At 51.3% G+C, this 23,075-nt stretch carries 24 protein-coding genes, 1 other RNA gene and 3 pseudogenes; 9 read left to right on the top strand and 19 right to left on the bottom strand.

Annotated elements, in window-relative coordinates; all coding sequences use genetic code 11:
- The first annotated feature begins 122 nt into the window (after nucleotides 1–122).
- From B9L19_RS02795 to B9L19_RS02785, 3 genes are all read left to right on the top strand, one after another.
- Nucleotides 123–713, top strand: coding sequence for a DUF6230 family protein (locus B9L19_RS02795; protein WP_025949900.1), 591 nt, complete (start codon nucleotides 123–125; stop codon nucleotides 711–713).
- Between the two features lie 21 nt (nucleotides 714–734).
- Nucleotides 735–1,160, top strand: coding sequence for a DUF6114 domain-containing protein (locus B9L19_RS02790; RefSeq protein ID WP_025949899.1), 426 nt, complete (start codon nucleotides 735–737; stop codon nucleotides 1,158–1,160).
- Between the two features lie 126 nt (nucleotides 1,161–1,286).
- Nucleotides 1,287–1,736 carry a staygreen family protein gene (locus B9L19_RS02785; protein ID WP_025949898.1) on the top strand — a complete coding sequence of 150 codons (450 nt, stop codon included), beginning with the start codon at nucleotides 1,287–1,289 and terminating at the stop codon, nucleotides 1,734–1,736.
- Between the two features lie 104 nt (nucleotides 1,737–1,840).
- Here the strand turns inward: B9L19_RS02785 and B9L19_RS02780 are convergent.
- Nucleotides 1,841–2,019, bottom strand: a pseudogene (locus tag B9L19_RS02780) (IS982 family transposase); the annotation flags it as partial.
- A 256-nt stretch (nucleotides 2,020–2,275) separates the two neighbouring features.
- Between B9L19_RS02780 and B9L19_RS02775 the strand changes: the two are divergent.
- Both B9L19_RS02775 and B9L19_RS02770 read left to right on the top strand, forming a co-directional pair.
- Nucleotides 2,276–2,458 (top strand): annotated as a pseudogene (locus B9L19_RS02775) (type II toxin-antitoxin system HicA family toxin).
- Nucleotides 2,459–2,484: 26 nt separating this feature from the next.
- Nucleotides 2,485–2,895: a type II toxin-antitoxin system HicB family antitoxin gene (locus B9L19_RS02770; RefSeq protein WP_025949896.1), complete on the top strand. Its 411-nt coding sequence runs from the start codon at nucleotides 2,485–2,487 to the stop codon at nucleotides 2,893–2,895.
- 245 nt (nucleotides 2,896–3,140) lie between these two features.
- On the opposite strand, the gene ssrA is transcribed toward B9L19_RS02770, so the two are convergent.
- The 6 genes from ssrA to secG form a co-directional block, all read right to left on the bottom strand.
- Nucleotides 3,141–3,492: a transfer-messenger RNA gene (ssrA, locus tag B9L19_RS02765) on the bottom strand.
- A 61-nt stretch (nucleotides 3,493–3,553) separates the two neighbouring features.
- Nucleotides 3,554–3,709, bottom strand: coding sequence for a hypothetical protein (locus B9L19_RS18925; protein WP_167372761.1), 156 nt, complete (start codon nucleotides 3,707–3,709; stop codon nucleotides 3,554–3,556).
- Between the two features lie 14 nt (nucleotides 3,710–3,723).
- Nucleotides 3,724–4,191: an SsrA-binding protein SmpB gene (gene smpB, locus B9L19_RS02760; RefSeq protein WP_011232513.1), complete on the bottom strand. Its 468-nt coding sequence runs from the start codon at nucleotides 4,189–4,191 to the stop codon at nucleotides 3,724–3,726.
- A gap of 81 nt (nucleotides 4,192–4,272) precedes the next feature.
- Nucleotides 4,273–6,549, bottom strand: a complete 2,277-nt coding sequence (rnr, locus tag B9L19_RS02755; RefSeq protein ID WP_025949895.1) for a ribonuclease R — start codon at nucleotides 6,547–6,549, stop codon at nucleotides 4,273–4,275.
- Nucleotides 6,550–6,571: 22 nt separating this feature from the next.
- Nucleotides 6,572–7,312, bottom strand: a complete 741-nt coding sequence (gene estA, locus B9L19_RS02750) for a carboxylesterase (protein ID WP_025949894.1) — start codon at nucleotides 7,310–7,312, stop codon at nucleotides 6,572–6,574.
- Between the two features lie 74 nt (nucleotides 7,313–7,386).
- Nucleotides 7,387–7,623 carry a preprotein translocase subunit SecG gene (secG, locus tag B9L19_RS02745; protein WP_013144265.1) on the bottom strand — a complete coding sequence of 79 codons (237 nt, stop codon included), beginning with the start codon at nucleotides 7,621–7,623 and terminating at the stop codon, nucleotides 7,387–7,389.
- A gap of 184 nt (nucleotides 7,624–7,807) precedes the next feature.
- Between secG and B9L19_RS02740 the strand changes: the two genes are divergently transcribed.
- The 3 genes from B9L19_RS02740 (at nucleotide 7,808) to B9L19_RS02730 (ending at nucleotide 8,958) form a co-directional block, all read left to right on the top strand.
- Nucleotides 7,808–8,107, top strand: coding sequence for an AbrB/MazE/SpoVT family DNA-binding domain-containing protein (locus B9L19_RS02740; RefSeq protein WP_025949893.1), 300 nt, complete (start codon nucleotides 7,808–7,810; stop codon nucleotides 8,105–8,107).
- A complete protein-coding gene (locus tag B9L19_RS02735; protein ID WP_025949892.1) occupies nucleotides 8,107–8,493 on the top strand; it encodes a type II toxin-antitoxin system PemK/MazF family toxin in 387 nt (128 codons plus the stop codon). Before B9L19_RS02740 ends, B9L19_RS02735 begins: the two co-directional genes overlap by 1 nt.
- A gap of 249 nt (nucleotides 8,494–8,742) precedes the next feature.
- On the top strand, nucleotides 8,743–8,958 hold the full coding sequence (locus tag B9L19_RS02730; RefSeq protein ID WP_011232518.1) for a hypothetical protein: 216 nt from the start codon (nucleotides 8,743–8,745) through the stop codon (nucleotides 8,956–8,958).
- Nucleotides 8,959–8,990: 32 nt separating this feature from the next.
- On the opposite strand, the gene B9L19_RS02725 is transcribed toward B9L19_RS02730, so the two are convergent.
- Both B9L19_RS02725 and B9L19_RS02720 read right to left on the bottom strand, forming a co-directional pair.
- Nucleotides 8,991–10,490 (bottom strand): carboxylesterase/lipase family protein, encoded by a 1,500-nt coding sequence (locus B9L19_RS02725; RefSeq protein WP_025949891.1) that lies wholly within the window; start codon nucleotides 10,488–10,490, stop codon nucleotides 8,991–8,993.
- Between the two features lie 369 nt (nucleotides 10,491–10,859).
- Complete coding sequence (locus B9L19_RS02720) at nucleotides 10,860–11,930, bottom strand: hypothetical protein (protein WP_025949890.1); 1,071 nt, start codon at nucleotides 11,928–11,930, stop codon at nucleotides 10,860–10,862.
- Between the two features lie 50 nt (nucleotides 11,931–11,980).
- On the opposite strand from B9L19_RS02720, the pseudogene B9L19_RS19640 reads away from it, so the two are divergent.
- Nucleotides 11,981–12,389, top strand: a pseudogene (locus B9L19_RS19640) (DUF4277 domain-containing protein); the annotation flags it as partial.
- Between the two features lie 290 nt (nucleotides 12,390–12,679).
- Here B9L19_RS19640 and B9L19_RS02710 read toward each other — a convergent pair.
- From B9L19_RS02710 to B9L19_RS18920, 10 genes are all read right to left on the bottom strand, one after another.
- Complete coding sequence (locus B9L19_RS02710; RefSeq protein WP_025949888.1) at nucleotides 12,680–13,450, bottom strand: YiiX/YebB-like N1pC/P60 family cysteine hydrolase; 771 nt, start codon at nucleotides 13,448–13,450, stop codon at nucleotides 12,680–12,682.
- 424 nt (nucleotides 13,451–13,874) lie between these two features.
- Nucleotides 13,875–15,167 carry a phosphopyruvate hydratase gene (eno, locus tag B9L19_RS02705; protein WP_025949887.1) on the bottom strand — a complete coding sequence of 431 codons (1,293 nt, stop codon included), beginning with the start codon at nucleotides 15,165–15,167 and terminating at the stop codon, nucleotides 13,875–13,877.
- A gap of 41 nt (nucleotides 15,168–15,208) precedes the next feature.
- The gene (gpmI, locus tag B9L19_RS02700) at nucleotides 15,209–16,744 is read right to left on the bottom strand and encodes a 2,3-bisphosphoglycerate-independent phosphoglycerate mutase (protein WP_025949886.1); all 1,536 of its coding nucleotides are present in this window, start codon (nucleotides 16,742–16,744) and stop codon (nucleotides 15,209–15,211) included.
- Nucleotides 16,737–17,498, bottom strand: a complete 762-nt coding sequence (gene tpiA, locus B9L19_RS02695; protein ID WP_025949885.1) for a triose-phosphate isomerase — start codon at nucleotides 17,496–17,498, stop codon at nucleotides 16,737–16,739. The genes gpmI and tpiA overlap by 8 nt, the downstream gene beginning before the upstream one ends.
- 61 nt (nucleotides 17,499–17,559) lie before the next feature.
- Nucleotides 17,560–18,744 carry a phosphoglycerate kinase gene (locus B9L19_RS02690; RefSeq protein WP_025949884.1) on the bottom strand — a complete coding sequence of 395 codons (1,185 nt, stop codon included), beginning with the start codon at nucleotides 18,742–18,744 and terminating at the stop codon, nucleotides 17,560–17,562.
- Between the two features lie 122 nt (nucleotides 18,745–18,866).
- On the bottom strand, nucleotides 18,867–19,874 hold the full coding sequence (gap, locus tag B9L19_RS02685) for a type I glyceraldehyde-3-phosphate dehydrogenase (protein ID WP_025949883.1): 1,008 nt from the start codon (nucleotides 19,872–19,874) through the stop codon (nucleotides 18,867–18,869).
- A 42-nt stretch (nucleotides 19,875–19,916) separates the two neighbouring features.
- On the bottom strand, nucleotides 19,917–20,936 hold the full coding sequence (locus tag B9L19_RS02680; RefSeq protein WP_047752580.1) for a sugar-binding transcriptional regulator: 1,020 nt from the start codon (nucleotides 20,934–20,936) through the stop codon (nucleotides 19,917–19,919).
- A gap of 122 nt (nucleotides 20,937–21,058) precedes the next feature.
- Nucleotides 21,059–21,304 (bottom strand): glutaredoxin family protein, encoded by a 246-nt coding sequence (locus tag B9L19_RS02675; protein WP_025949881.1) that lies wholly within the window; start codon nucleotides 21,302–21,304, stop codon nucleotides 21,059–21,061.
- A 29-nt stretch (nucleotides 21,305–21,333) separates the two neighbouring features.
- Nucleotides 21,334–22,641, bottom strand: coding sequence for an RNA polymerase factor sigma-54 (rpoN, locus tag B9L19_RS02670; RefSeq protein WP_025949880.1), 1,308 nt, complete (start codon nucleotides 22,639–22,641; stop codon nucleotides 21,334–21,336).
- Nucleotides 22,642–22,919: 278 nt separating this feature from the next.
- On the bottom strand, nucleotides 22,920–23,072 hold the full coding sequence (locus tag B9L19_RS18920) for a hypothetical protein (RefSeq protein WP_033024199.1): 153 nt from the start codon (nucleotides 23,070–23,072) through the stop codon (nucleotides 22,920–22,922).
- Nucleotides 23,073–23,075 lie beyond the last annotated feature (3 nt).

Below are 23,075 nucleotides of genomic sequence, written 5' to 3'. Positions count from 1 at the left end.
CAACAAAGACAGGAAAAAAATCCTACAAATGTAGGGATGTGATTTCGTTAGAATTGTTTTAATATTTAATCAAATTCATTTTTTAAAAGCGCTTACATTTCGCGAAAGGGAGGAGAATGCTGATGAACATGGCTAGCCAATCACTGATTTTAGGAGGGCACACGGCGAAAAAACCGTTGCTTCTCGCCTTGCTCGGGGGATTTCTTTCCCTCGCCCTCATGTTGTCCGCCTTCGGGCTGACAGGCGTCGCCTATGCCGTGCCGATCAGCGGGGTCGGGGAGTTCACCGTTCAATTTGACAAACTGAATGGCAGCGGGTTTAAAATGTACGGCGGCGTGGCGGAAGCAGGCAATGCCCCACAGACGCCGGTCTTCGTCAATGAAATGGAAAAAGCAACGATTCAAGGTCTTCGGATTTCGAAAGACTTCCCGGCCTTGGGCATTCGCGTCGTCATTGTCGCGAGCGAACTGGTCTCCATTGACGGCCTCGTGCAAAAAGCGACGCAAATCAACGGCAACATCTCCTTCGGCAGCTTGACGATGAAAGAAAGCTATGTCGGCGATACGAGCAACCCAGTCGAGAAGGCAGCCAAAGAATTCTCACAAGGAGCCGACAGCATTACGATCGAAAATGGCGATATTAAAACCGTCTACTTATTCCAGCAAAAAGTGTCGCTGCCGGGCATGAAAGTGTACTTTGAAAAACTTAACTAATTTTAGTAAGGATGAGGGACATTGGGCATCATTCGTTCCAGCTGGCAGGCGTTTGGTCGCTGGCGGAAACGCCGCCCGTTTTGGGGCGCGACGTTTCTCTTGTTATCAAGCCTTGTGATTTTATGGATTCCGATGCAGCTGTATGAAATTTCGCTTGTACCCGGAAGCATGGTGTTCGCCGGCTTTTTCCTTGGCGGCATGGTCATGTTGATGGGGATTCTTTCCTACGCCATGCCGCGGCTATCCACCTTGCTCGGCATCATCGGCATGTTCAGTGCCATTCTGTCGATCATGGGCGCCTTGGGCGGCTTCTTAGTCGGCACGATTCTCGGCATCATCGGTGGGGCGCTTTGCATCGCCTGGCGCCCGCAATGGGCTGAAGCCGACGCTCCTGCCGCTCATCATGAAGCCGCTGCGGACAAAGAAGCAACCACCGCCACCTCATGAAAAACCATAAAGCAAAACCGAACGCGGATCGACCGTCCCGTTCGGTTTTGTTTTGTCATCGCCGCCAATAAAGGCACATATAGATGAATGAGATCATCCACTTTCCAGAACAGAAGGAGGACCGCCATGAAACACCTTTCTCCCGAGCGACTGTACGTCACCCAGACCGCTGGAATCACCCAGCTGTCACCAGTGAACGGCCGTCTGTACACCTTAACCCACTCAGACACGACTGGCGCCTTATTCCTCACCGTCTCCCGCGCATTTGTCACTGATCAGCTCACTTCTCAACGCGATGAAGTGCTCGGTGAATGGAAACAAGCCGGGCAACAGCTAGTATTGTTTCTCTATGTATTCATTGGCAACCGACAAATGGGCCGGCAAGAAAATGCGCGCCGGGCGAACGTATTCAAGAAAGAATTGCCGTTGGCGCTCGAAGCCATTCGCTATGGCGACCGCGCTTTTTTTCACACGTACCCGTTTTGTGATTGGTGCCCGATTTTCATTCATTTCACTTCGGAATACCCGGAGCTCAACCGGACGGAATACTACGGCACCCCGTATTTGTACCGCTGACAACCACTTCGGTGATGGGGCTATGCATCGCCGCATTTTTGGGCAGCCGACAAATCTCTTTCTGTTTCTCAAAACTGTATAAAACCCGTGGTGCTAGTTGAGTCTTAACGCTCAACTAGCCCAAGAACAACAAGCGAGTAAGCCAGTAAAATACCATCCAGTGCCGTTTCAAATCCAGAAACCGAGTTCGCTCGAATCTCGGTGATCCGAAAGCGACTCGGTGCTCTTCGTACAGCTTCTTTTGCAGCTTTTGGCTGATATACCCTTTGTCACCGAGGTTATACGATCGTTGAGCCGATACAAAAAGCAAAATCGATGCATATTGTTTTGGAAGTTTGACACGATCTGTTGTAAAATGAAAGTGCTCTTGCATGGGAACTTCTCCTTTTGAGGTTTGGTTGCACTTTCATTTTAAGGAGATCCTCATGCAAGGGCTATTTTTATGCTTGTCTGATTTTATCTAGCACCACGGGTAAAAAATTAATCAAAAACTGTTTATACGTATAATAATACGTGTTATAATAAAATCAAGGAGGGAAATGAAGAGTTACTCTTCAAAGGAATTAATAAAAATCATACAACAAGATGGATGAAGAACAAGTGGCAGTCATCATCAGTTTAAACATCCCAGTAAACCCGGACTAGTAACCATCCCTCATCCAAAGAAAAACTTACCGACCAAAACAGTAAAAAGCATACTCAAACAGGCGGGGCTATTATAAGCCCCTCCTAAAGGAGGTTAACATATATGCACAAAAAAGACCGCTATATTTATCCAGCTATTTTTGATTACAGCAGCGATGGAATATCTGTCGAGTTTCCTGATCTTCCTGGCTGCTTTACCTGCGGAGATACAGAGGAAGAAGCTTTTAAAATGGCCAAAGAGGCGATGGCATTACACTTATACGGCTTGGAGCAGGAAAATGAAGAGATTCCTCAGCCTTCAAAAGTGTCCGAAATTCAAACAGAAAACAATCAAGTAATCGTGTTCATAGAGGTATGGATGTCACCTTTTCGACACGAAATGGAAAACAAAGCGGTAAAAAAAACGCTGACTATCCCGAAATGGCTTGATGATCTAGCGAAAGAACATAACGTGAACTACTCCCAAATTCTTCAAGAAGCATTAAAGAAGCATCTTGGCGCTACCGACCGATAAATCCATTATAAAAAAGCCTCTTCACTCGCACAGGCAGCAGAAGAGGCTTTCGTTTATACGTTGTTTGATTTTTTCTCCGCCCGTTCAATAGGAGCTGTATCATGCCCAATAGCCGTGCAAAATCCGTGCAAAATTTTTTCTGATTCTATCGTTTTTTTTGATGATTCCCCAAAAATGAAAAACGACTGCAATTGCAGTCGCATCAATGGTTTCTCAATTTTTCATCCAAACCGTTCGGATGTTGGAAATGGAGACGGTGGGAGTCGAACCCACGTCCAGAGGCATCGCCACTTAAGCATCTACGAGCGTAGTCGGTATATTTCGCTTCGCCGTCCGTTCCGCCTACCGACAGGCCTCCCGGCGGCTAGCCTGGTTCGTCTCTTCCCTCATCCTCAGGCGGCGGATTTGGGCGTAGCCCGCTTCATATGAGCCCCTCGAACGCCACGCGGGCGATGGCGGGAGGAGCTAGCTGCAGCAATTAGGCAGCTAAAGCGTAGTTTTGTTTGCCAGTTATCTTTAGGTGACGTTTTTACGAGGACGTCCCCCTCGGCTCGCCGCTTAAGCTCGACCTACCCCTGTCGAATCCGGATCGTCCCCGCGGTGGCGAAGAAAGATCGGAATAGCGTAAGCGATAGATAACTGGCTGTTGCATTATTTATTATACCATGGCGATGCGCATTTTCAATGGGAATGTTTTCAACGCCGGTGAAAAACGGTCATTTTTGCCAAAGCGATGGAGTTCACTAGGAAAGAAGAGCCGATGTTTCAAGGCTTCTCCACTTGAGAAGATTCGGTTTAGAGCTGTTTTTTCCATACACCACCGACTCCCTATAGTTTTTGCCGCTCGCGGAAGGCGCGTTCGATTTCGCGCTGCGCTTCTCTCCGCTTCATGTCTTCCCGTTTGTCGTATTTTTTCTTCCCTTTGGCCACCCCGAGCTCCACTTTGGCAAAGCCGTTTTTAATGTACAATTTCAGCGGCACGAGCGTATACCCTTGCTCTTTCGTGTAGCCGATCAGCTTGTTGATTTCGCGGCGGTGCAAAAGGAGCTTTCTCGTCCGCAGCGGGTCATGGTTGTAGCGGTTGCCTTGTTCATACGGGCTGATATGCATGTTATGGAGAAACACTTCCCCTTTTTCCACTTTGGCGAACGAATCTTTCAAGTTCACCCGGCCGTTGCGGATCGATTTGATTTCCGTCCCTTGCAGCACAAGGCCGGCTTCATACGTTTCTTCGATGAAATAGTCGTGGTGCGCTTTTTTGTTTTGGGCGATCACTTTTCCTTCGCCTTTGGGCATCCGTTTTCTCCCTCCTCATCGTAGCGTTTCTTATTTTACCAAAAACGAAAAAGAAGGAAAAGCCGCCTGTTCGGCTTTTCCTCACCGTCTTTTCTTTTTCTTCTTTTTCGCTTTCGCGCTGCGACTTTTGCCGCTGTTCGTTTTCGCTTCCGCCTTTGCCTTGGCCTGTTTTTGTTTTTTCCCTTCAATGACGACCGGAGCGGCTTTCGCTTTCGGCGGACGGCGTCCCTTCATGCCGACGACTTCAAAATCGACGATCCGTTCGTCTTTGTTGACGTTGATGACGCGGACGGTGATTTCATCGCCGATGCGGTACATTTTCCCCGTCCGCTCGCCGATCAACGCGTAGCTGCGTTCGTCGTAGCGGTAATAGTCGTCCGTTAAGTAGCTGACGTGCACCAAGCCTTCGATCGTGTTCGGGAGCTCAACGAACAAGCCGAAGTTCGTCACCGAGCTGATAATGCCGTCAAACTCCATCCCAATTTTGTCTTCCATAAACTCGGTTTTCTTCAGATCGTCCGTCTCCCGCTCCGCCTCAACGGCGCGCCGCTCCATATCGGAAGCGTGTTCCGCAATTTCAGGCAGCTTTTCCGCCCATTTTTGCTGGGTGTCAAGATCCATCTGGCCGTTGATGAGATACGTCCGGATCAACCGATGGACGATCAAATCCGGGTAGCGGCGAATCGGCGACGTAAAATGGGTGTAAAACTCGGTCGACAGGCCGTAATGGCCGAGGCTCTCGGCGTCATAGCGCGCCTGCTTCATCGACCGAAGCATGACGGTGGAGATCACCATTTCTTCCGGCTCGCCGCGCACAGCTTCGAGAATTTGCTGGAGGGCGCGCGGATGGATTTGGTTGCCGGTCCCTTTGACGACATAGCCGAAGTTCGTGATGAACTCTAAAAAGCGCTGCAATTTTTCCGGCTTCGGATCCTCGTGAACACGGTAAATAAATGGCACGTTCAACCAGTGAAAGTGCTCGGCGACCGTTTCGTTCGCCGCCAGCATAAACTCTTCAATGAGCCGCTCAGCGACCGACCGCTCGCGCAAGACGACATCGTACGGTTTGCCGTTTTCATCGACGAGCACTTTCGCTTCTTTAAAATCGAAATCAATCGCCCCGCGCTTCATCCGCTTTTGCCGCAAAATGTCGGCGAGCTCAGCCATCAGCTCAAACATCGGCACAAGCGGCGCATATTTTTCGCGCAAGGCTTCGTCTTTGTCAACGAGAATTTTATTGACATCGGAATACGTCATCCGTTCCACCGTGCGGATGACGCTTGGGAAAATTTCATAGCGGACGACTTCACCTTGCGGGGTGATTTCCATTTCGCACGAGAGCGTCAGCCGATCGACTTTCGGGTTGAGCGAGCAAATGCCGTTCGACAGCCGATGCGGAATCATCGGAATGACGCGGTCGACCAAATAAACGCTCGTGCCGCGCTCGTACGCTTCGCGGTCAATGGGCGAGCCTTCCTCAACATAGTAGCTCACATCGGCGATATGGACGCCGAGCTTATAGTTGCCGTTCTCAAGCTTCGTCACCGTCACCGCGTCATCCAAGTCTTTCGCATCTTCCCCGTCGATCGTGACGATCATCTCACCGCGCAAATCGCGGCGCCCTTCCAAATCTTTCTCCGTAATGACGTCCGGCACCCGGTTGGCATGCTCGATCACGTCTTCTGGGAATTGAAGCGGAAGGCCGTATTTATAGATGATCGCTAAAATGTCGACGCCCGGGTCGTTTTTATGGCCGAGAATTCGAATGACTTCCCCTTCGGCGCTCATCCGCCCTTCTGGATACGACGTCAGGCGGACGACCACTTTATGCCCTTCGACCGCGCCGTTCGCCGCGTTTTTCGGGATGAAAATATCGTTGACGATCCGTTTGTCATCAGGGATGACAAAGCCGAAATATTTGCTTTCCGTGTACGTGCCGACGACTTCCTTCACCCCACGCTCCAAAATGCGGACGATCGTTCCTTCGCGGCGCGCCCCGGATGAATCGGCTTGGACGCGCACAAGCACCGTGTCGCCATGCATCGCGTTTTTCAATTCGGACGGCGGGATGAAAATATCATCCAGTCCCGGCTCCTCCGGTGTGACAAACGCGAATCCTTTCGGGTGGCCGGTCACTTTGCCGCGCACGAGATTCATCCGCTCAGGCACGCCGTAGCGGTTGCTTCGCGTCCGGACGACAAGACCTTCCTCTTCCATGGCGACAAGCGTCTTGACAAATTCTTTGAACCCGTCCGCATCCTCGATGCCAAACGCTTCTTCCAGTTCTTCGACGGTGAGCGGTTTGTACGCCTCATCGCGCATAAACGTTAAAATGCGTTCGGCCAACACATGATCCATTGGCCATCCCCTCCTTTCTCCATTACCAATCTAACGATTCAAGAAATGCATAAATATCTTCATGCAGCTGATCTTTTTCTTGATCAAGCGTAATCACATGGCCTGATTGCTCATACCATTTGATTTGTTTGACCGGCGATTCAATTTCGTTATAAATGATGTTCGCGCTGTCTGGATTGATCATCTCATCATGGCGCGCTTGGACGACGAACGTCGGTGCATAAACCAAATCAAGGTGGGCGCGCACATCGGCAATGAGTTCTTGCAAAGCTTTCAACGTCTTCATCGGCGTTTGTTTGAACCATTCCATTTCCTGTTCGATTTGTTCCTCTGATTTTCCTTCCCGCTTTTTATACTCGCGCGCGTACTCGAGCACGCCTTCGTACATTGTTTCTTCGCTTTTGATGTACATCGGCGCGCACATCGTCACAATGCCTTGTATAGGTACAGTGTAGCCTAATTTGAGAGAAAATACGCCTCCAAGCGACAGTCCGGCGACGGCAATTTTTTCGTAGCCTTTGTTTTTCAAAAACTGATAGCCGTTCATGACGTCTTGCCACCAATCATCCGGTCCGGTGTGGACGAGCTCTTCCGGCGGCACGCCATGCCCTTTGTAAATCGGAGCGTGGCACGTATACCCTTTCGATTCCAAGAATCGCCCAAGCATCCGAACGTCGGCGGAATTGCCGGTAAACCCATGCAAAAGCAGCACCGCCCGCTCCCCGGCTTCAAAGAAAAACGGCTTCGGCGGAACAATTTTCATCATAGGCTCTCCTTCCTCTCTGGTGTGAAATAGAAAGGGCAGCCCTTCATTCTATGGACCGCCCCATGTTTGACTTATGATGGCTGTACGTACGTAACCAGGATCGTCAATACGAAAAACAAGACGGCCAACACGACCGTGACGCGCTGAAACACCGCATCGAGCCCACGGGCTTTCTGCTTCCCGAACAATTGCTCGGCGCCGCCAGTGATCGCCCCCGACAGCCCGGCGCTGCGGCCCGACTGCAACAAGACAACCGCGATCAGCGCGATCGACACAATGACAAGCAGCGTCACAAGCAAGGCATGCATGCCTGACACCTCCAACGACCGACGTTGCAATAATTTCACTATACCATAGATCGCCGTTGGCGGCAACTGGCGGGCCTGTCTCAACACGACGAAAGGCACAAATTCACTTTTTTGTGAAACATGTGATCATTTTTGGTGAATTTGTATATACTGTGTATATACATTTAAGGATGGAGATGATAGAATGAATTCAAAACAAAACAACATCGCAAAAAGGAAAGGAGAGAATGATATGTCTACCGTAATCGTGCAAAAGTGGGGGAACAGTTTGGGCATTCGCATCCCAAAAGACGCGGCTGACCAAATCGGGATTCAACAAGGTTCTGAAATGGAATTACATGTCATTGAAAACGAAGGAATCATCACATTAAAGCCGAAAAGAACACGGAAGAAATACACACTGGAAGAACTGATATCACAAATTACCCCTGAAAATCGACATGAGGAGATGGATTTCGGGGTAGAAGGACGTGAGTTGATCTAATGCCCGCAGACGTACCGGAAAGAGGAGATTTCGTTGTGTTGAACTTCCATCCACAAGCTGGCCATGAACAGGCAGGAAGAAGAATTGCCATTGTTTTATCTCCTAAAAAATTCAATCAGGCAACAGGATTTGTGGCTGTTTGTCCAATCACCAATCAGAAGAAAGGCTATCCGTTTGAAGTGGATTTGCCAAAAGGAGGAATACTCCTTGAAGGCGGCGGCGATCCCATCACAGGAGTCATTTTAGCGGATCAAATCAAATCATTGGATTGGAAAGCCCGTCATCTAAAAGTTTTAAAAAAATACAATCCGGAAGATGCTCAAATGGAGGAAATCGATGAAATCATTGACGAATGCCTGGCAAAAATCGCAACGTATCTGACTTGATCGGCCTGGAGGCAACGGAAGAATGGAACGGTGTTGAAGGAAAGACTGCGTTTCCTGTCTTTGCAAGACAGCTGAATCGAAGGGCGGGGGCCAAAAAAATTCCCTGCCTCTACCCCTTTGCATAGATGGGGGAACGTTTCATCCTCCATCTGCTTGACGCTCCATGCCTCGGGCGCGGTATGATCATTGTCGTCCGCAGCCGAAATAAGTTACAATGAAAGCAAATCGGCAACGACTGGAGGGACTCCAATGGCAAGACCAGACGAACGAGTCGTCATCGCGATTGACGGCTATCAATTCAAACGGGCGCGGGAGGCGAAGAAAGGAAAAATTTTCGTCACCTCGCCGATCGGGGCGAACTTTACGTTTGACGTCAACGTCATGCGGAAGCTGCTTGAGGCGATCGACCGCGACCCGGCGCTGGCGGAACAGTTCGGGCTTCCTTCACCGGGAGCAAACGAATAACAAAGGAACGGCGGTTGGCCGTTCCTTTTTCCTTATGCGCGCGTCATCCACGCCGCACGCTCGCAGCCGAACGGATCGTCTTCCACATGGCTTGCCGCGGCAAACACAAACACCGGCTTGCGCTCTTTCGCATACGCCGGCCACTCTTCCGGCAAGTGATCGCCGTTCGGGTTGCCCGTGCGGGCGAACGAAAGCCAAGCATAATGCATTTCGTTGGCGATCGCCTCGCGCTCCGGCCGATTGCCGACGAAATTCGCGACGCCCGGCTGATGGAGATTGTGAAATACAAACGGCAGCTCGAGCGCGTGGCATGCTTTCAGCTGGCCGCCGAACACCGGCGTCTCATAATCAAACCGGTACATGTACACATCCGCTCCGTGGGCCGCTTGGGCGTCCGCCGTCCGCAGCATCCCCTCGACAAAAACGCGGTACGTCATGATACGAAGCCACTTTTGCCAGGCGGGCGCCGACGGCTCCGCCGTTTCTGCATAATAGCGAATCGCCGCCTCCGGCACGGGCCCGACTTCACGGTTGATCCGGTCAAGCAGTTCTTTTTCGCCAAGCTTTGTCCACGATGGATCCGTCAAGGTAAACAAATTGTACTCGTCTTTCGTGACGCCGATGAGAATCGGAATGCCGCTGGCCGCCCCGTCGTTGAGCGCCTCGATCGGATGGCGGCGCAATACGCGGCCATCTACCACCGGACCGTACATGATTCTTGGGCCGAGCGACAGCGCCGCCCGCAGCAGCTCCTCGGCCGGAATCGACAAGAGCCGGCCGCGGTCGCCCAGGCGGATGCCGGCGCGCTCGAGAATACGCTCGGTCATCGCCATGGCTGTCTCCGGTGAACGAAGGAGAAGCGCTCCCGAACCACTTTGCAAAATGGCGCGCCGAAACAGCCCCCTCGCCTCCGGAAGCGACAAGAGGACGCCGACGCTCGCCGCTCCGGCCGATTCACCGAAAATCGTCACATTGTCCGGATCGCCGCCAAACGCCTCAATGTTCTCCTTCACCCAGCGCAATGCCGCCACTTGGTCCAAAATGCCGAGATTCCCGGCTTGGGCGTACTCTTCGCCAAACGAATCACCGAGATGCAAAAAGCCAAACACGTTCATTCGGTAGTTGATCGTCACGACAACGACATCGCCGTGTTTCGCGAACGCCGTCCCATCATACCACGGCGAAGAACCCGAACCGAACAAAAAGGCTCCGCCATGAATCCAAAACAACACCGGGCGCTTCTTCCCATCAGCCGCGGGCGACCAAATGTTCAGGTACAGCCCGTCTTCGCTCGGCGCCTCGCTCATCCGCCCGAGCAATCCGCTGAAAATCGGATCCGACGGCTGCATGACCACGGGGCCAAACGCGGCCGCCTCACGCACCCCATCCCACGCATCGGGCGGTTCCGGCGGAAGAAACCGACACTCGCCGACCGGCGCTTTCGCATACGGAATTCCTTTCCAAACGAAAACGCCTTCATTCGTCCCCCCGCGCAACCGTCCATACCGTGTTTCGACAACGGTTGGTTCCATTCCCTTTCCTCCTGAATATTCAAATGATTCAAAAATATTATAAACCAACAGCCAGTCTGCGTCCATCGTTTTGCGACCGCACGCGAGGTTCTCATACCGCGTCCAAAAGAGAGGTGCCCCGCCCATGCACAAAAGTAAAGATAGACGCGGCCGAAACAGTCAGCGCCATGAAAAAGATGATTCTAGGCGCGATCACCTTAAGCGGCGTTGTTCGGTCGCCCGACAGTCGATCAAATACTCGGGAAAAGCTGCAAATGGTAAAGCTTCAAATTGCATCTATATAGTTGAGCAAATTCACTAATAAACTGTAGGTTGGTCTCTTTGTTAACGGAAAATATTGTAATGAAAATTGCTCATCTACAGTAAAGTTTATTTTTTTTGAACCGCTTTAACTATACTACAATTATCTCCAACTTTAATTTTTTTGACTACTTTACCGTTTTTAACTAATCGCAGAGTTCCATTTTGAGGATTAGAAACTATGAATTCTTCAAATCGCTTATTGTAGTCAAAATACGCTGGATTTTCTATTGAAAAAAAAGATTCACTTAAGTCATTTTTATCAAGTATTGTGAAAAATCCCCCTTTCATATCCAAATCCGTATAATTATTAATGTATAATTTATTACCAATATTAATTATTTTTTGCGGGAAAGGTTTAGACAATTTCTTCTCAGAAATGATTTGACCATTATTCAAGTCTACAACCATAAGCTTATTTGTATATCTTTCAGGATTTTTTACCCATTCTGGCCTTGGCCCGTAAGAAAATCCTGTAAAAACACAGTACATTTTGTTATCTTCAATCACAAAATCACTTGGTGGTAATTCAATATTATCTTTAATGACAGGATGAAAGGAAAGGGATGCATCATTAATTTGTATCCTATATACGTTGCTATGCTCACTGGATTTACCACCAGAATTTATAGTGATGAAAATTTCATTTTTGTAATGTTTAATTGTACTGACCATTCCACTGGTAAATGTCAATTTTTCTACTTTCCCACTAGACACATTAACAACAAAAAAAGGCATGCCTTCTCTAAATATTTCAGATGAAGCCATGTAAACTTTTTGCTTTAGTACCGCATAAGACGACGGAACATGCGGCAACTTTAACTTCTTTTCCACATGACCACTCGAAAGATTGATGATAAGCATCGATGGTTTAGTTCCCATATATGTACCATCATCTATTGCATAAACTCGATTTCCTTCTATAGAAAAGCTTTGAAATTTATTTTTATTTTCAATTTCTTTGACTATATTCATCTTTTTATCAAGAAAAATTAATTTGCTATCTCCATCAGCAAGTGCAACAAAGGCTGGGTTCACCTTCAGTTTTGTATCGTTTCGGGAGACAGTTTCTTTCAATTTCTCACACCCAACCATTAAAAACAAACAGATGCAATAAATGAAAATCATGATTTTCTTCATTATACAGCCCCTCGTAAATAAGTGTTCATGAAAATAGGACTACTTAAAACCTCGTTCACTTGGAACAATGGGGTCACACGATTGACCTGGAGAACCCCATCCATCCCGGGCTCCATCCTTCCCTGTTGAATGACGATGCGTTGGCTCGTCGTCTCGACCGCCTGTATAAGGACAGCATTCACCACATCATTAGCGCTTGCTTGATTCATATTTACCCAAAAGAGGACTTTCTCCCCGAGTCTTCACGCCGATGCGACGAACAAGAACCCTTTACAGCGCATATGAATCGGCCTCGCTAGAATCCCTGTAGGTCCACACACGGTGACAACCGCCGTACGAGCATTAGCTGAGGCCGATTCGGTCAACATCCCGCGGAGCGACCCCTTTACGTTGGCCGAGAGAAACAGTGCCACGCACCGGGTTCGAGAAACCTCCTCCACCTATGAAGGCCACCCGGTTGTTTAGTGCAAAATAACAGTGCAGAAATGTGCACTATTTGGTTTTCTTTATCGTGATCATCTTTTTTGTTAAGCACATTTTGTGATGAAGATCCAAAAATATAGTTTCTAAAAGGCCGGTGATTTTTAATGAAAAAGCGGCTCACCCTAACTCTTTTTTTCAATGAGATAAGCCTTTTCAGAGCTGTTCTCGTTTCTGATCAAATACCGCCGATTTGAGCAAAAAACTAGTTTTTCACTAGCCTTCTAAAGATTATTTTACCATCAAGTATTGCGTATTAATCAGCAGAGTCATGAACCGGTTGCAAATATTTTAGTATCTCCGTCTTGATAAATATCATCCGGATAAACGTATAACCCGCCATCGTAATCCAAATCACGATTCCCCATATCATAATACGCTTTCCAAGCTAATTTGCTACAATACCACGTGCTGGTATCCGACTTGTAAGAACCTACAAATTTGTATGGTTCTCCTAATTGGTTTCTAATGTAATTACGGGCAAGGGTTCTAAATTGCTGTTCTAAAGTATAGACATATAAACCGACGGCTTGGTCGTAGTTTCTAAATTTCCTTGCCGTGGAATAGTGGACATTACTTTGTCCGTCACCAGGTTGGTTTTCTACATTCGCTTCAATGAATGCATATGAATCTAAACTACCAGTATAATAAGTACCGTCCCATACAGCGGCATGACGATAATACCCCCATGCTACTGAACCATCATGTACTACAATAATATCGCCAGGTGCAAACGCCGCGAAAGATATGTTATTCGTACCTTTGGGTGAACCAAAAGAATCACCAGGCGCCCAGTCCGGCTCAGGGTCATCCTTGTCATAACCCTCTTTAACTCCCAATTCTGATTTTCTGACTAAGTCATACTTATCAATATTCACACTTTGTTTAAGTTTTTCTTTTTGTTCTAACACTTCTTTAACTTCTTTGCTTTCATTGTTTACAACTTTTGAGTCTGCAAAAGCATAGTTTACCAAATTAAATCCAGATAGTAGTGTTACAAACGATGAGGCTACCAAAAATTTCTTAAATTTCCCTTTCAAGTAAATACCTCCTCTACCACTGATGTGTAAATAAAAAAATTTTACAGAACTACGACTTTCTTTCCTTAGCGACTTCGTACAAATCCGATAGATCTACTGTTTTTCACCAACTTTCGAATTCTTTTTTTATAATTCCATTCTAAAAAAAAAAAAAAAAATAAAAAAACAACAAAAACTATTCGAAAAAATTCGATAATTTTCTACAAATTATGCCACTTGACTTTGTCCTCATCATGAGACGACATTCACGGTCTGCGCCCTGCAGCACAAGACGATCATTGACGAATGGTTCCATCTTATGGAGATGGAGAGGCGCAGCTTTCCTGAATGCGTCAAGACGTCTTGATCACCGCCAGCCATTCAGCGCCCTTTTGGCCTCCGTCAAAACGACGGGCGCCCCCTCCGTTGGGGACGCCTGTTCCCGTTATTTTTTCAAATTGTAAAACGAGCGGATGCCTTGATAAATGGCCGTGTGGCCGAGTTCATCTTCAATGCGGAGCAATTGGTTGTATTTCGCGACGCGGTCGGTGCGCGACGGCGCGCCCGTTTTGATTTGGCCGGCGTTGGTTGCGACGGCGATGTCAGCGATCGTGCTGTCTTCCGTTTCGCCGGAGCGGTGCGAGACGACGGCGGTGTAGCCGGCGCGTTTCGCCATTTCGATGGCGTCAAACGTTTCGGTGAGCGTGCCGATTTGGTTCACTTTAATCAAAATCGAGTTGCCGACGCCTTTTTCAATGCCTTCGGCCAGTTTTTTCGTGTTTGTGACAAACAAGTCGTCGCCGACAAGCTGCACTTTTTTGCCGAGCCGCTCGGTCAGCAGTTTATGTCCTTCCCAGTCGTTTTCATCGAGCCCGTCTTCGATCGAGATGATCGGATATTTCGATACAAGCTCTTCATACCAAGCGACCATTTCTTCCGACGTTTTCACAACGCCTTCGCCTTCAAGATGATATTTGCCGTCTTCTTTGTTGTACAGCTCGGACGAGGCAACATCCATGGCGAGCATCACTTGTTCGCCCGGTTTGTAGCCCGCTTTTTCGATCGCTTCGATGATCGTTTGCAACGCTTCTTCGTTCGATTTCAAGTTCGGGGCAAAACCGCCCTCGTCGCCGACCGCCGTGTTGTAGCCTTTCGCTTTTAGCACCGCTTTTAAGCTGTGGAAAATTTCCGCCCCCATGCGCAGCGCTTCGCGGAAGCTTTCCGCGCCGACCGGCATGATCATAAATTCTTGAATGTCGACGTTGTTGTCGGCATGCGCGCCGCCGTTTAAAATGTTCATCATCGGCACCGGCAGCGTTTTGGCGTTAAAGCCGCCCAAGTATTGGTACAGCGGCAGGCCAAGCTCGTCCGCTGCCGCGCGGGCAACGGCGAGCGAGACGCCCAAAATGGCGTTGGCGCCAAGCTTGCTTTTGTTTTCCGTGCCGTCCAGTTCAATCAGCTTCCGGTCGATCGCCACTTGGTCGGTGACTTCGAGGCCGATGATTTCCGGCGCGATCACTTCGTTGACGTTTTCGACTGCTTTCAGCACCCCTTTGCCGAGGTAGCGGTTTTTATCGCCGTCGCGCAGTTCGACCGCTTCATATTCGCCGGTTGAGGCGCCGCTCGGCACCAAGGCGCGGCCGAAGCCGCCGTCTTCCGTATACACTTCCACTTCCACCGTCGGGTTGCCGCGCGAATCGAGCACTTCGCGGGCGTAGACATCGATAATGGCAGACATGGGAACACACTCCTTTTCGTATCGTTTTCTCAAGATCATCGTTATTTTACAATCAACGATTTCCCCGTCATTTCTTTTGGCTGCGGCAAGCCGAGCAAATCAAGCATCGTTGGCGCCAAATCGCCTAAAATGCCGCCGTCTCTAAGCTTGATGCCTTTTTTCGTCACGATCACCGGCACCGGATTCGTCGTATGGGCCGTTTGCGGCTTGCCGTCCGGCGTCAATACTTCATCGGCGTTGCCGTGGTCAGCGGTGATGATGGCGATGCCGCCTTTTGCCAAAATGGCATCGACGACTTTGCCGAGGCATTCGTCCACTGCCTCCACCGCCTTGATCGTCGGCTCGAGCTTGCCGGAATGGCCGACCATATCCGGGTTGGCGTAGTTCAAAATGATCGCATCGTACTTATCGGCTTCAATTTCCTTGAGCAGCGCATCCGTCACTTCATAGGCGCTCATTTCCGGCTTCAAGTCATACGTCGGCACTTTCGGCGAGTTGATCAAAATCCGGTCTTCGCCTGGAAATTTCTCTTCGCGGCCGCCGCTGATGAAAAACGTCACGTGCGGATATTTTTCGGTCTCGGCGATGCGCAGCTGGCGCAAGCCGTGCTGCGACAGCACTTCCCCGAGCGTGTTGTCCAGGTTTGTCGGCTTGAACGCCACATACCCTTTCACCGTTTCGCTGAAATGGGTCAAGCAGACAAAGAACAAATGCTTCGGATGTTTCGGGCCGCGGTCAAACTCGCGGAAATCTTCGTTCGTAAACGTGTTCGAAATTTGAATCGCCCGGTCGGGGCGGAAGTTGTAGAAAATAATCGCGTCGTTGTCTTGAATCGTCGCCACCGGCCGGCCGTCTTCGCGGACGATGACCGACGGCAGGATGAACTCGTCGTAAATGCCGTGTTGGTACGAATCTTCGATGCACTCAAGCGGATCGCGGTACGTCGGGCCTTCGCCGTACACCATCGCCCGATACGCCTTCTCGACGCGATCCCACCGCTTGTCGCGGTCCATCGAGTAGTAGCGGCCCGACAACGTCGCGATTTCGCCGACCCCGTATTCCTTGATTTTTTCCTGCAGTTCTTTAATGTATTGCGGAGCCGTTTGCGGGCCGACGTCGCGGCCGTCCAAAAAGCCGTGGATGTACACGCGCTTGACGCCTTCTTTCGCCGCTAAACGCAAGAGGGCGTATAAATGGTGAATATGGCTGTGCACCCCGCCGTCGGACAGCAGGCCAAACAAATGCAAGCTCGTCCCATGCTCTTTCACATGGTTCATCGCCGCCAAAAATGTTTCATTTCGGTCAAACTCGCCTTCGCGGATGGCGATGTTCACTCTTGTCAAGCTTTGGTACACAATACGCCCGGCGCCGATGTTCAAGTGACCGACTTCCGAGTTGCCCATCTGCCCTTCCGGAAGCCCGACCGCCTCGCCGCACGCCTTGAGCGTTGTGTGCGGGTATTCGTTCCAATAGCGGTCAAAATTCGGTTTATTCGCCTGAGCGACCGCATTGCCGTACGTTTCCTCGCGCAGCGCAAACCCGTCCAAAATGATGAGGGCGACCGGTCGTTTACTCATGGCGCCCCGCCTCCACCAATTGCAAGAATGACGCCGGCTCCAAGCTCGCGCCGCCGACTAAGGCGCCGTCGATCTGTTCTTGCGCCAAAAAGTCGCGGATGTTGTCCGGTTTGACGCTGCCTCCGTATTGGATGCGGATCGCTTCCGCCGCTTCCGGGCCAAACAAGCGCGAAACGACCGAACGGATATGGCCGCACACGTCGTTCGCATCTTCCGCCGTCGACGATCTGCCCGTGCCGATCGCCCAAATCGGCTCGTAAGCGATGACCGCTCGCTTCACTTGATCCGGCGTCAAGCCGGCGAGCGCTTTTTCCACTTGTGAGGCGACAACCGCGTTCGTCTGCCCCGCTTCCCGCTCCTCGATCGTTTCCCCGCAGCAAACAATCGGTATAAGCCCACGGGTGAAAGCCGCCAATACTTTTTTATTGACGGTCTCATCCGTTTCCGCAAACATTTGCCGGCGCTCGGAATGGCCGAGGATGACGTATTGAACGCCGATGTCTTTCAGCATGACCGGGCTCACTTCGCCTGTATACGCCCCTTGGTCGGCAAAATGCATGTTTTGCGCCCCGATGTGTAAATCCGTGCCGTCTGCCGCTTGCACCAACCGATCCAAAAAGAGAAACGGCGCGCAAACGACGGAATCGACTTCGTCGGCCGGCGGCACGTGCCTTTTTACGTCCTCGACAAATTGAACGGCTTCCGCCAATGTTTTATGCATTTTCCAGTTGCCTGCAATGATCGGTTTTCTCATCGTTCACCCTTCCTTTCCATGGGCGGCATCAGCCGCCATGCGCCCAATCCGGCGCCGTGGGTCATTTGTCTTGTAGCGCGACAACACCCGGCAGCTGTTTTCCTTCCATAAACTCGAGCGACGCGCCGCCGCCTGTGGAAATGTGATCCATTTTGTCGGCCAAACCGAATTTCTCAACCGCTGCCGCCGAATCCCCGCCGCCGATGACCGAATAGGTGTCGGGCGCTTCCGCCAGTGCTTCGGCGATCGCTCTTGTCCCATGGGCGAACGCCTCCATTTCAAAGACGCCCATCGGGCCGTTCCAGACGACGAGCTTCGACTCGCGAATGACATCGCGGTACAATTCGCGCGTTTTCGGGCCGATGTCAAGCGCCTCCCAATCGCTCGGAATGGCGTCGATGGCGACGACTTTCGTGTTGGCGTCGTTCGCAAACCGGTCGGCGACGACCACGTCCACCGGCATATAAAAACGGACGCCTTTTTCTTTCGCTTTTTCCATAAACGATTTCGCCAGTTCGATTTTATCTTCTTCAAGCAGCGATTTGCCGACATCATGCCCAAGCGCTTTGACGAACGTATACGCCAGACCGCCGCCGATGATCAAGTTGTCGACTTTTTCAAGCAAATTGTCGATGACGCCGATTTTGTCTTTCACTTTCGCGCCGCCGATGATTGCTGTAAACGGGCGGTCCGGATTCGAGAGCGCTTTGCCGAGCACTTCGAGTTCTTTTTCCATTAAAAATCCAGCGATCGCCGGCAAGTAATGGGCGATGCCTTCCGTCGACGCATGGGCGCGGTGGGCGGCGCCGAACGCATCGTTGACATACAGATCCGCGAGCTCCGCAAACGCTTTGGCCAGCTCAGGATCGTTTTTCTCTTCGCCAGGGTAAAAACGGACATTCTCAAGCAAGAGCACGTCGCCTTCGTTCAAACGGTCGATCGCCGCTTTCACCTCATCGCCGACCGCTTCATTCGTTTTCGCGACCGGGCGCTCAAGCAGTTCTCCAAGCCGCTTCGCAACCGCATCCAAACGCAATTCTTCGACCACTTTTCCTTTCGGGCGGCCGAGGTGGCTCGCCAAAATGACTTTCGCCCCGTGCTCGATCAAATAGCGGATCGTCGGCAGCGCCGCTCGGATGCGCGTGTCATCGGTGATCGCGCCTTCTTCCATCGGAACGTTGAAATCGACGCGGCAAAAGACGCGCTTTCCCCTCACCTCAACGTCGCGGATCGTCTTCTTGTTCATCGTTCGTGCCCCCTTTTGGCTGCAGTTTGGACAAAGGAAAAGGAGTGGGGATCATTTCCCCGCTCCCCTCCATTTCCTTATTATAGACTTGAACGGATGGAAAACTCAACGCCAAGCCCGTCTTACAGCCCTTTCGACGCGATGTACGCGGCCAAGTCGACGACGCGGTGCGAATAGCCCGTTTCGTTGTCATACCACGAAACGACTTTCACCATTTTGCCTTCAATGACCATGGTCGACAGCGCGTCGATCGTCGACGAAGCAGTGCTGCCGTTGTAGTCGCGCGAAACGAGCGGTTCTTCGCTGTAGGCCAAGATGCCTTTTAATTCGCCTTCGGCCGCCGCTTTCAACGCCGCGTTTACTTCTTCCACCGTAACCTCTTTTTCCAGTTCGGCAACCAAGTCCACGACCGATACGTTCGGCGTCGGCACGCGCATCGCCATGCCGTTCAATTTGCCTTTCAATTCCGGCAAGACAAGCGCGACCGCTTTCGCCGCTCCGGTCGTCGTCGGAATAATGGATTCCGCGGCCGCGCGAGCCCGGCGCAAATCTTTATGCGGCAAGTCCAAAATTTGTTGGTCGTTCGTGTACGAGTGAACGGTTGTCATCATGCCGCGGACGATGCCGAATTGTTCATGCAGCACTTTGGCAAACGGCGCCAAGCAGTTCGTCGTGCACGAAGCGTTGGAGATGACATGATGGGCTTTCGGATCGTATTTGTCTTGGTTGACGCCCATGACGATCGTAATATCCTCGTCTTTCGCCGGGGCGGAAATGATCACTTTTTTCGCGCCGGCTTCCAAATGTTTGGCGGCGTCTTCGCGTTTCGTGAAGCGGCCGGTCGACTCAACGACGATGTCAACGCCGATCTCGCCCCACGCCAAGTTCGCCGGATCGCGTTCCGCCTTGACGATGATTTCTTTGCCGTTGACGACCAAGTTGTTGCCGCTCACCGACACTTCGGCGTCCAGACGGCCATGGACGGAGTCGTACTTCAACAAATGAGCAAGCGTATTCGCATCGGTTAAATCGTTCACCGCCACCACTTCAATATCCGGGTTTTTCAATGCCGCGCGGAAGACGTTGCGTCCGATGCGGCCAAATCCGTTGATTCCCACTTTGACTGCCATCTGATTTTCCTCCTTGCGATTGGATTGTATCAGCAAGGGAGATTACTCCCCTACGAACGCTTTTGCGGCTCCTTCGTCCGTCACCAAGAGCGAGTGTGGCGCCCGTTTCATGTACGCGCGAATGGCTTTCGCCTTCGACGCCCCTCCGGCGACGGCGATGACATGCTCGACATGCGGGAGGTGTTCCAGTTGAATGCCGACCGTTTTCACTTTATGAACGACGTCGCCGTACTCGTTGAAATAGTAGCCGAACGCCTCGGCGACCGCATGGCGGGCGATGATGTTCCCCATCTCAGCAGGCGGCGTCTTCCGCCGTTTCGCCATCGTCACCGCGTCACCAATGCCATGGACGACCATGCGGCATGATTGGATGAGCTCCAGCACTTCCTTCACCGCTGGCTCTTCGACAAGCGACGCGTGCGCTTCATCGCTCAGCTGGTCAGGCACGTGCAGCAATCGATAGCGGCCCATCGCTTTTTCCGCCATTTTCGCACAAATCGTGTTCGCCTGATTCTCGACATCTTCGCCAAGGCCTCCGCGCGCCGGCACGAACAACACATCGCGAAGCTTCGCATCCGGGGTCATCATCTCCGCGACCGCCGCCATCGTCGTTCCGCCGGCCACGGCGACGATGTCCCCGGGCTCAAGCAGCTCCTTCATGCAGGCGACACACGCTCTACCCATTTCTTTTTTTACCCAAGGGGAACGGTCGCTATCCCCGGCGACGACAATCGCGCGCGGAATGCCGAGCTTCCGCTGCAGAGCGGCTTCCAGCTCTTTAAGACCGAGCGCTTCCCGCATCCAATCATGAAGCGTATGAAGAAGCTCGTGGCCTTCTTCCGTCAGCCGCATGCCCGACACATCGGCGGAAAGCAAGTTTTGCCCTTTCAAAAACTCCGTTTCCGACCGAAGCACCCGCTCGCTCATGCCGAGGCTCGCCGCCAGCGCCCGCCGTCCGATCGGCGCCATGAGCGAAATGGAGTGCAAAATTTCGTATCGTTTTTGCATAACATCAAGCAAGTCGGGCGATAATTTTTTCAACGCCTCTACTAACGGTTCCATCGATCCTTCTCCTCAGTAAAACATAGGGACTATTTTTGTCCCGGTGTGACATATTATGTCCCACTATACCATAAAACATTCCTCCCGCGTCATTTTCATTATAGCAGGAGGAATAAGGCGGTTCAACTTTTTTGCGCTTGTCGCAACCGCTTTCTGATCGTTTCTTTTTTCATCATCCCATACCCGATTTCTTCCCCGTCGAGTTCGACGACCGGAATCATCAACTGGTATTTCTCGAGGAGCGCCTCGTCTTCATAAATATCGATCTCTTCCATGGTAAACCGATAGTCGGCCTGCAGTTCAGCCAAAATCGCCTTCGCTTTGTCGCAAAGCGGGCAGTTTGTTTTCGTGTACAATCGGATGTGCATCGCGTTCTTCCTTTCTTTCACCGGCCGCATCAAGCTCCGGTGTATTGCTTTCGTTTCGCCGAAGGTGGAATGCGCAACTGCTCACGGTATTTGGCGACCGTGCGGCGTGAAATGGCGATGCCGTAGCGGCCATGAAGCAAATCGGCCAGCTGTTGGTCAGAAAGCGGCGCCCGTGGGTCTTCCGCCGCAATCAGCTCCTGGATGATCGCTTTCACTCGGGTTGAGGAAGCCGCCTCGTCTGTTGCATGGACTGTAGCAGCGCCTGAAAAAAAGCGACGCAACTCAATCGTGCCAAACGGCGTTTGTACATATTTATGCCGGACCGCGCGGCTCACCGTCGATTCATGAACGCCGAGCTCCTCGGCCACCTCGCGCATCGTCATCGGCTTGAGCGCCGAAAGCCCGAATTCCAAACACGGGCGCTGGCGGTCGATGATGACAGCCATTAAATGCAGAAGCGTCTGTTTTCGTTGTTCCAAACTTTTGGCGAGCCATGTAAACTGCCGATATTTTTCTTTGATAAACTGTTCGGCATGCCGATCGCTGGATGCAGCGATGCGCCGCTCGTACTCCCGATTCCATCCGAGCTCCGGATGGATGTCATCATTATAAGCGGCCATCCAGTCTCCATCCGCTCCGCGGGTGACAATGACATCCGGCACGACCAAAGGCGGCGTTTCGCTCGAATAGTGAATGCCCGGCCGCGGCTCGAGTGTGCGAATGAGCTCGAAGACGCGCTGCAGTTCGCCAAGGCTGACGCCAAGCTGCTTGGCGAGCGTCTTCCACGATTTTTCGGCAAAGGAGACAAAATGATGACGGACGATCGTTTCCGCCAGCTCGTCGCGCTCCGAAAGACGTTCAAGCTGCAAAAGAAGGCATTCCGCCAAATCGCGGGCGCCGACTCCTGGCGGGTCGAGCGACTGCACAAGGCGCAGCCCCCGTTCCATCTCTTGTTCCGATGCGGAAAACCGCGCCGCCAGCTCGGCAAGCGGCACGCGCAAATAGCCGTCCTCATCGAGCGAGGCAATGAGATAACGGACGATGCGCTCTTCCCGATCACCGAGCTTCAACGCAGGCAGCTGAGAAAGCAAATGGCCATCTAGCGTCTCTGCGCGGGCGCCAATGTTCTCGAGCCATTGCTTTTGGTCTCTTTCGGTCCGGCTTGGCCGTTGCCGCACCCGGGTGCGGCGAATTTCCAAAAACGGGTTTTCCAGCGACTGTTCATATAAAAACGCTTCCAAATCCGCTGCGGAATATTGCAGCAGTTCAATCGCCTGCACCAGTTCCTTTGTCAGCGACAGCTGCAGCCGCTGCTCTTGCCATAACTCCGCCCTCATCGTCACGCCTCCCTTTCTTTTATTGTACACGACGGGAGCGGGAGGGGGTAGGAGAAATTTTTGACGGCGGAAAGCGGCCTTGGCGACCGCCCGTGAACTACCCCCAAATTCTTCAAGAAGCATTAAAGAAGAGCATCTTGGCGCTACCGACCGATAAATCCATTATAAAGATCCTCTTCACTCGCAAAGGCAGCAAAAGAGGCTTTCGTTTATACGTTTTTTATTTTTTCTCCGCCCGTTCAATCATTGTCTGAACACCACTTGAAGAGGTACACAAATCATTTGCAACTGTAGTCCGGATGAAGAAAGAGCGCTTCCAGATACTCCGTGGCGCCATACGCTTTGTCTGCGGACAAGGTCTGAATCGTGATCGACGGTTGGCGAAACCGAATCGAAGCCAGCTGCTCCAAACTCGTTTCCCGTTCCGCCATATT

The organism is Geobacillus thermocatenulatus (assembly GCF_002217655.1).
GTDB classification, from domain to species: domain Bacteria; phylum Bacillota; class Bacilli; order Bacillales; family Anoxybacillaceae; genus Geobacillus; species Geobacillus thermocatenulatus.
Note: the sequence above shows the minus strand (reverse complement) of the source record. Positions and strands in the feature narration are given on the sequence as shown.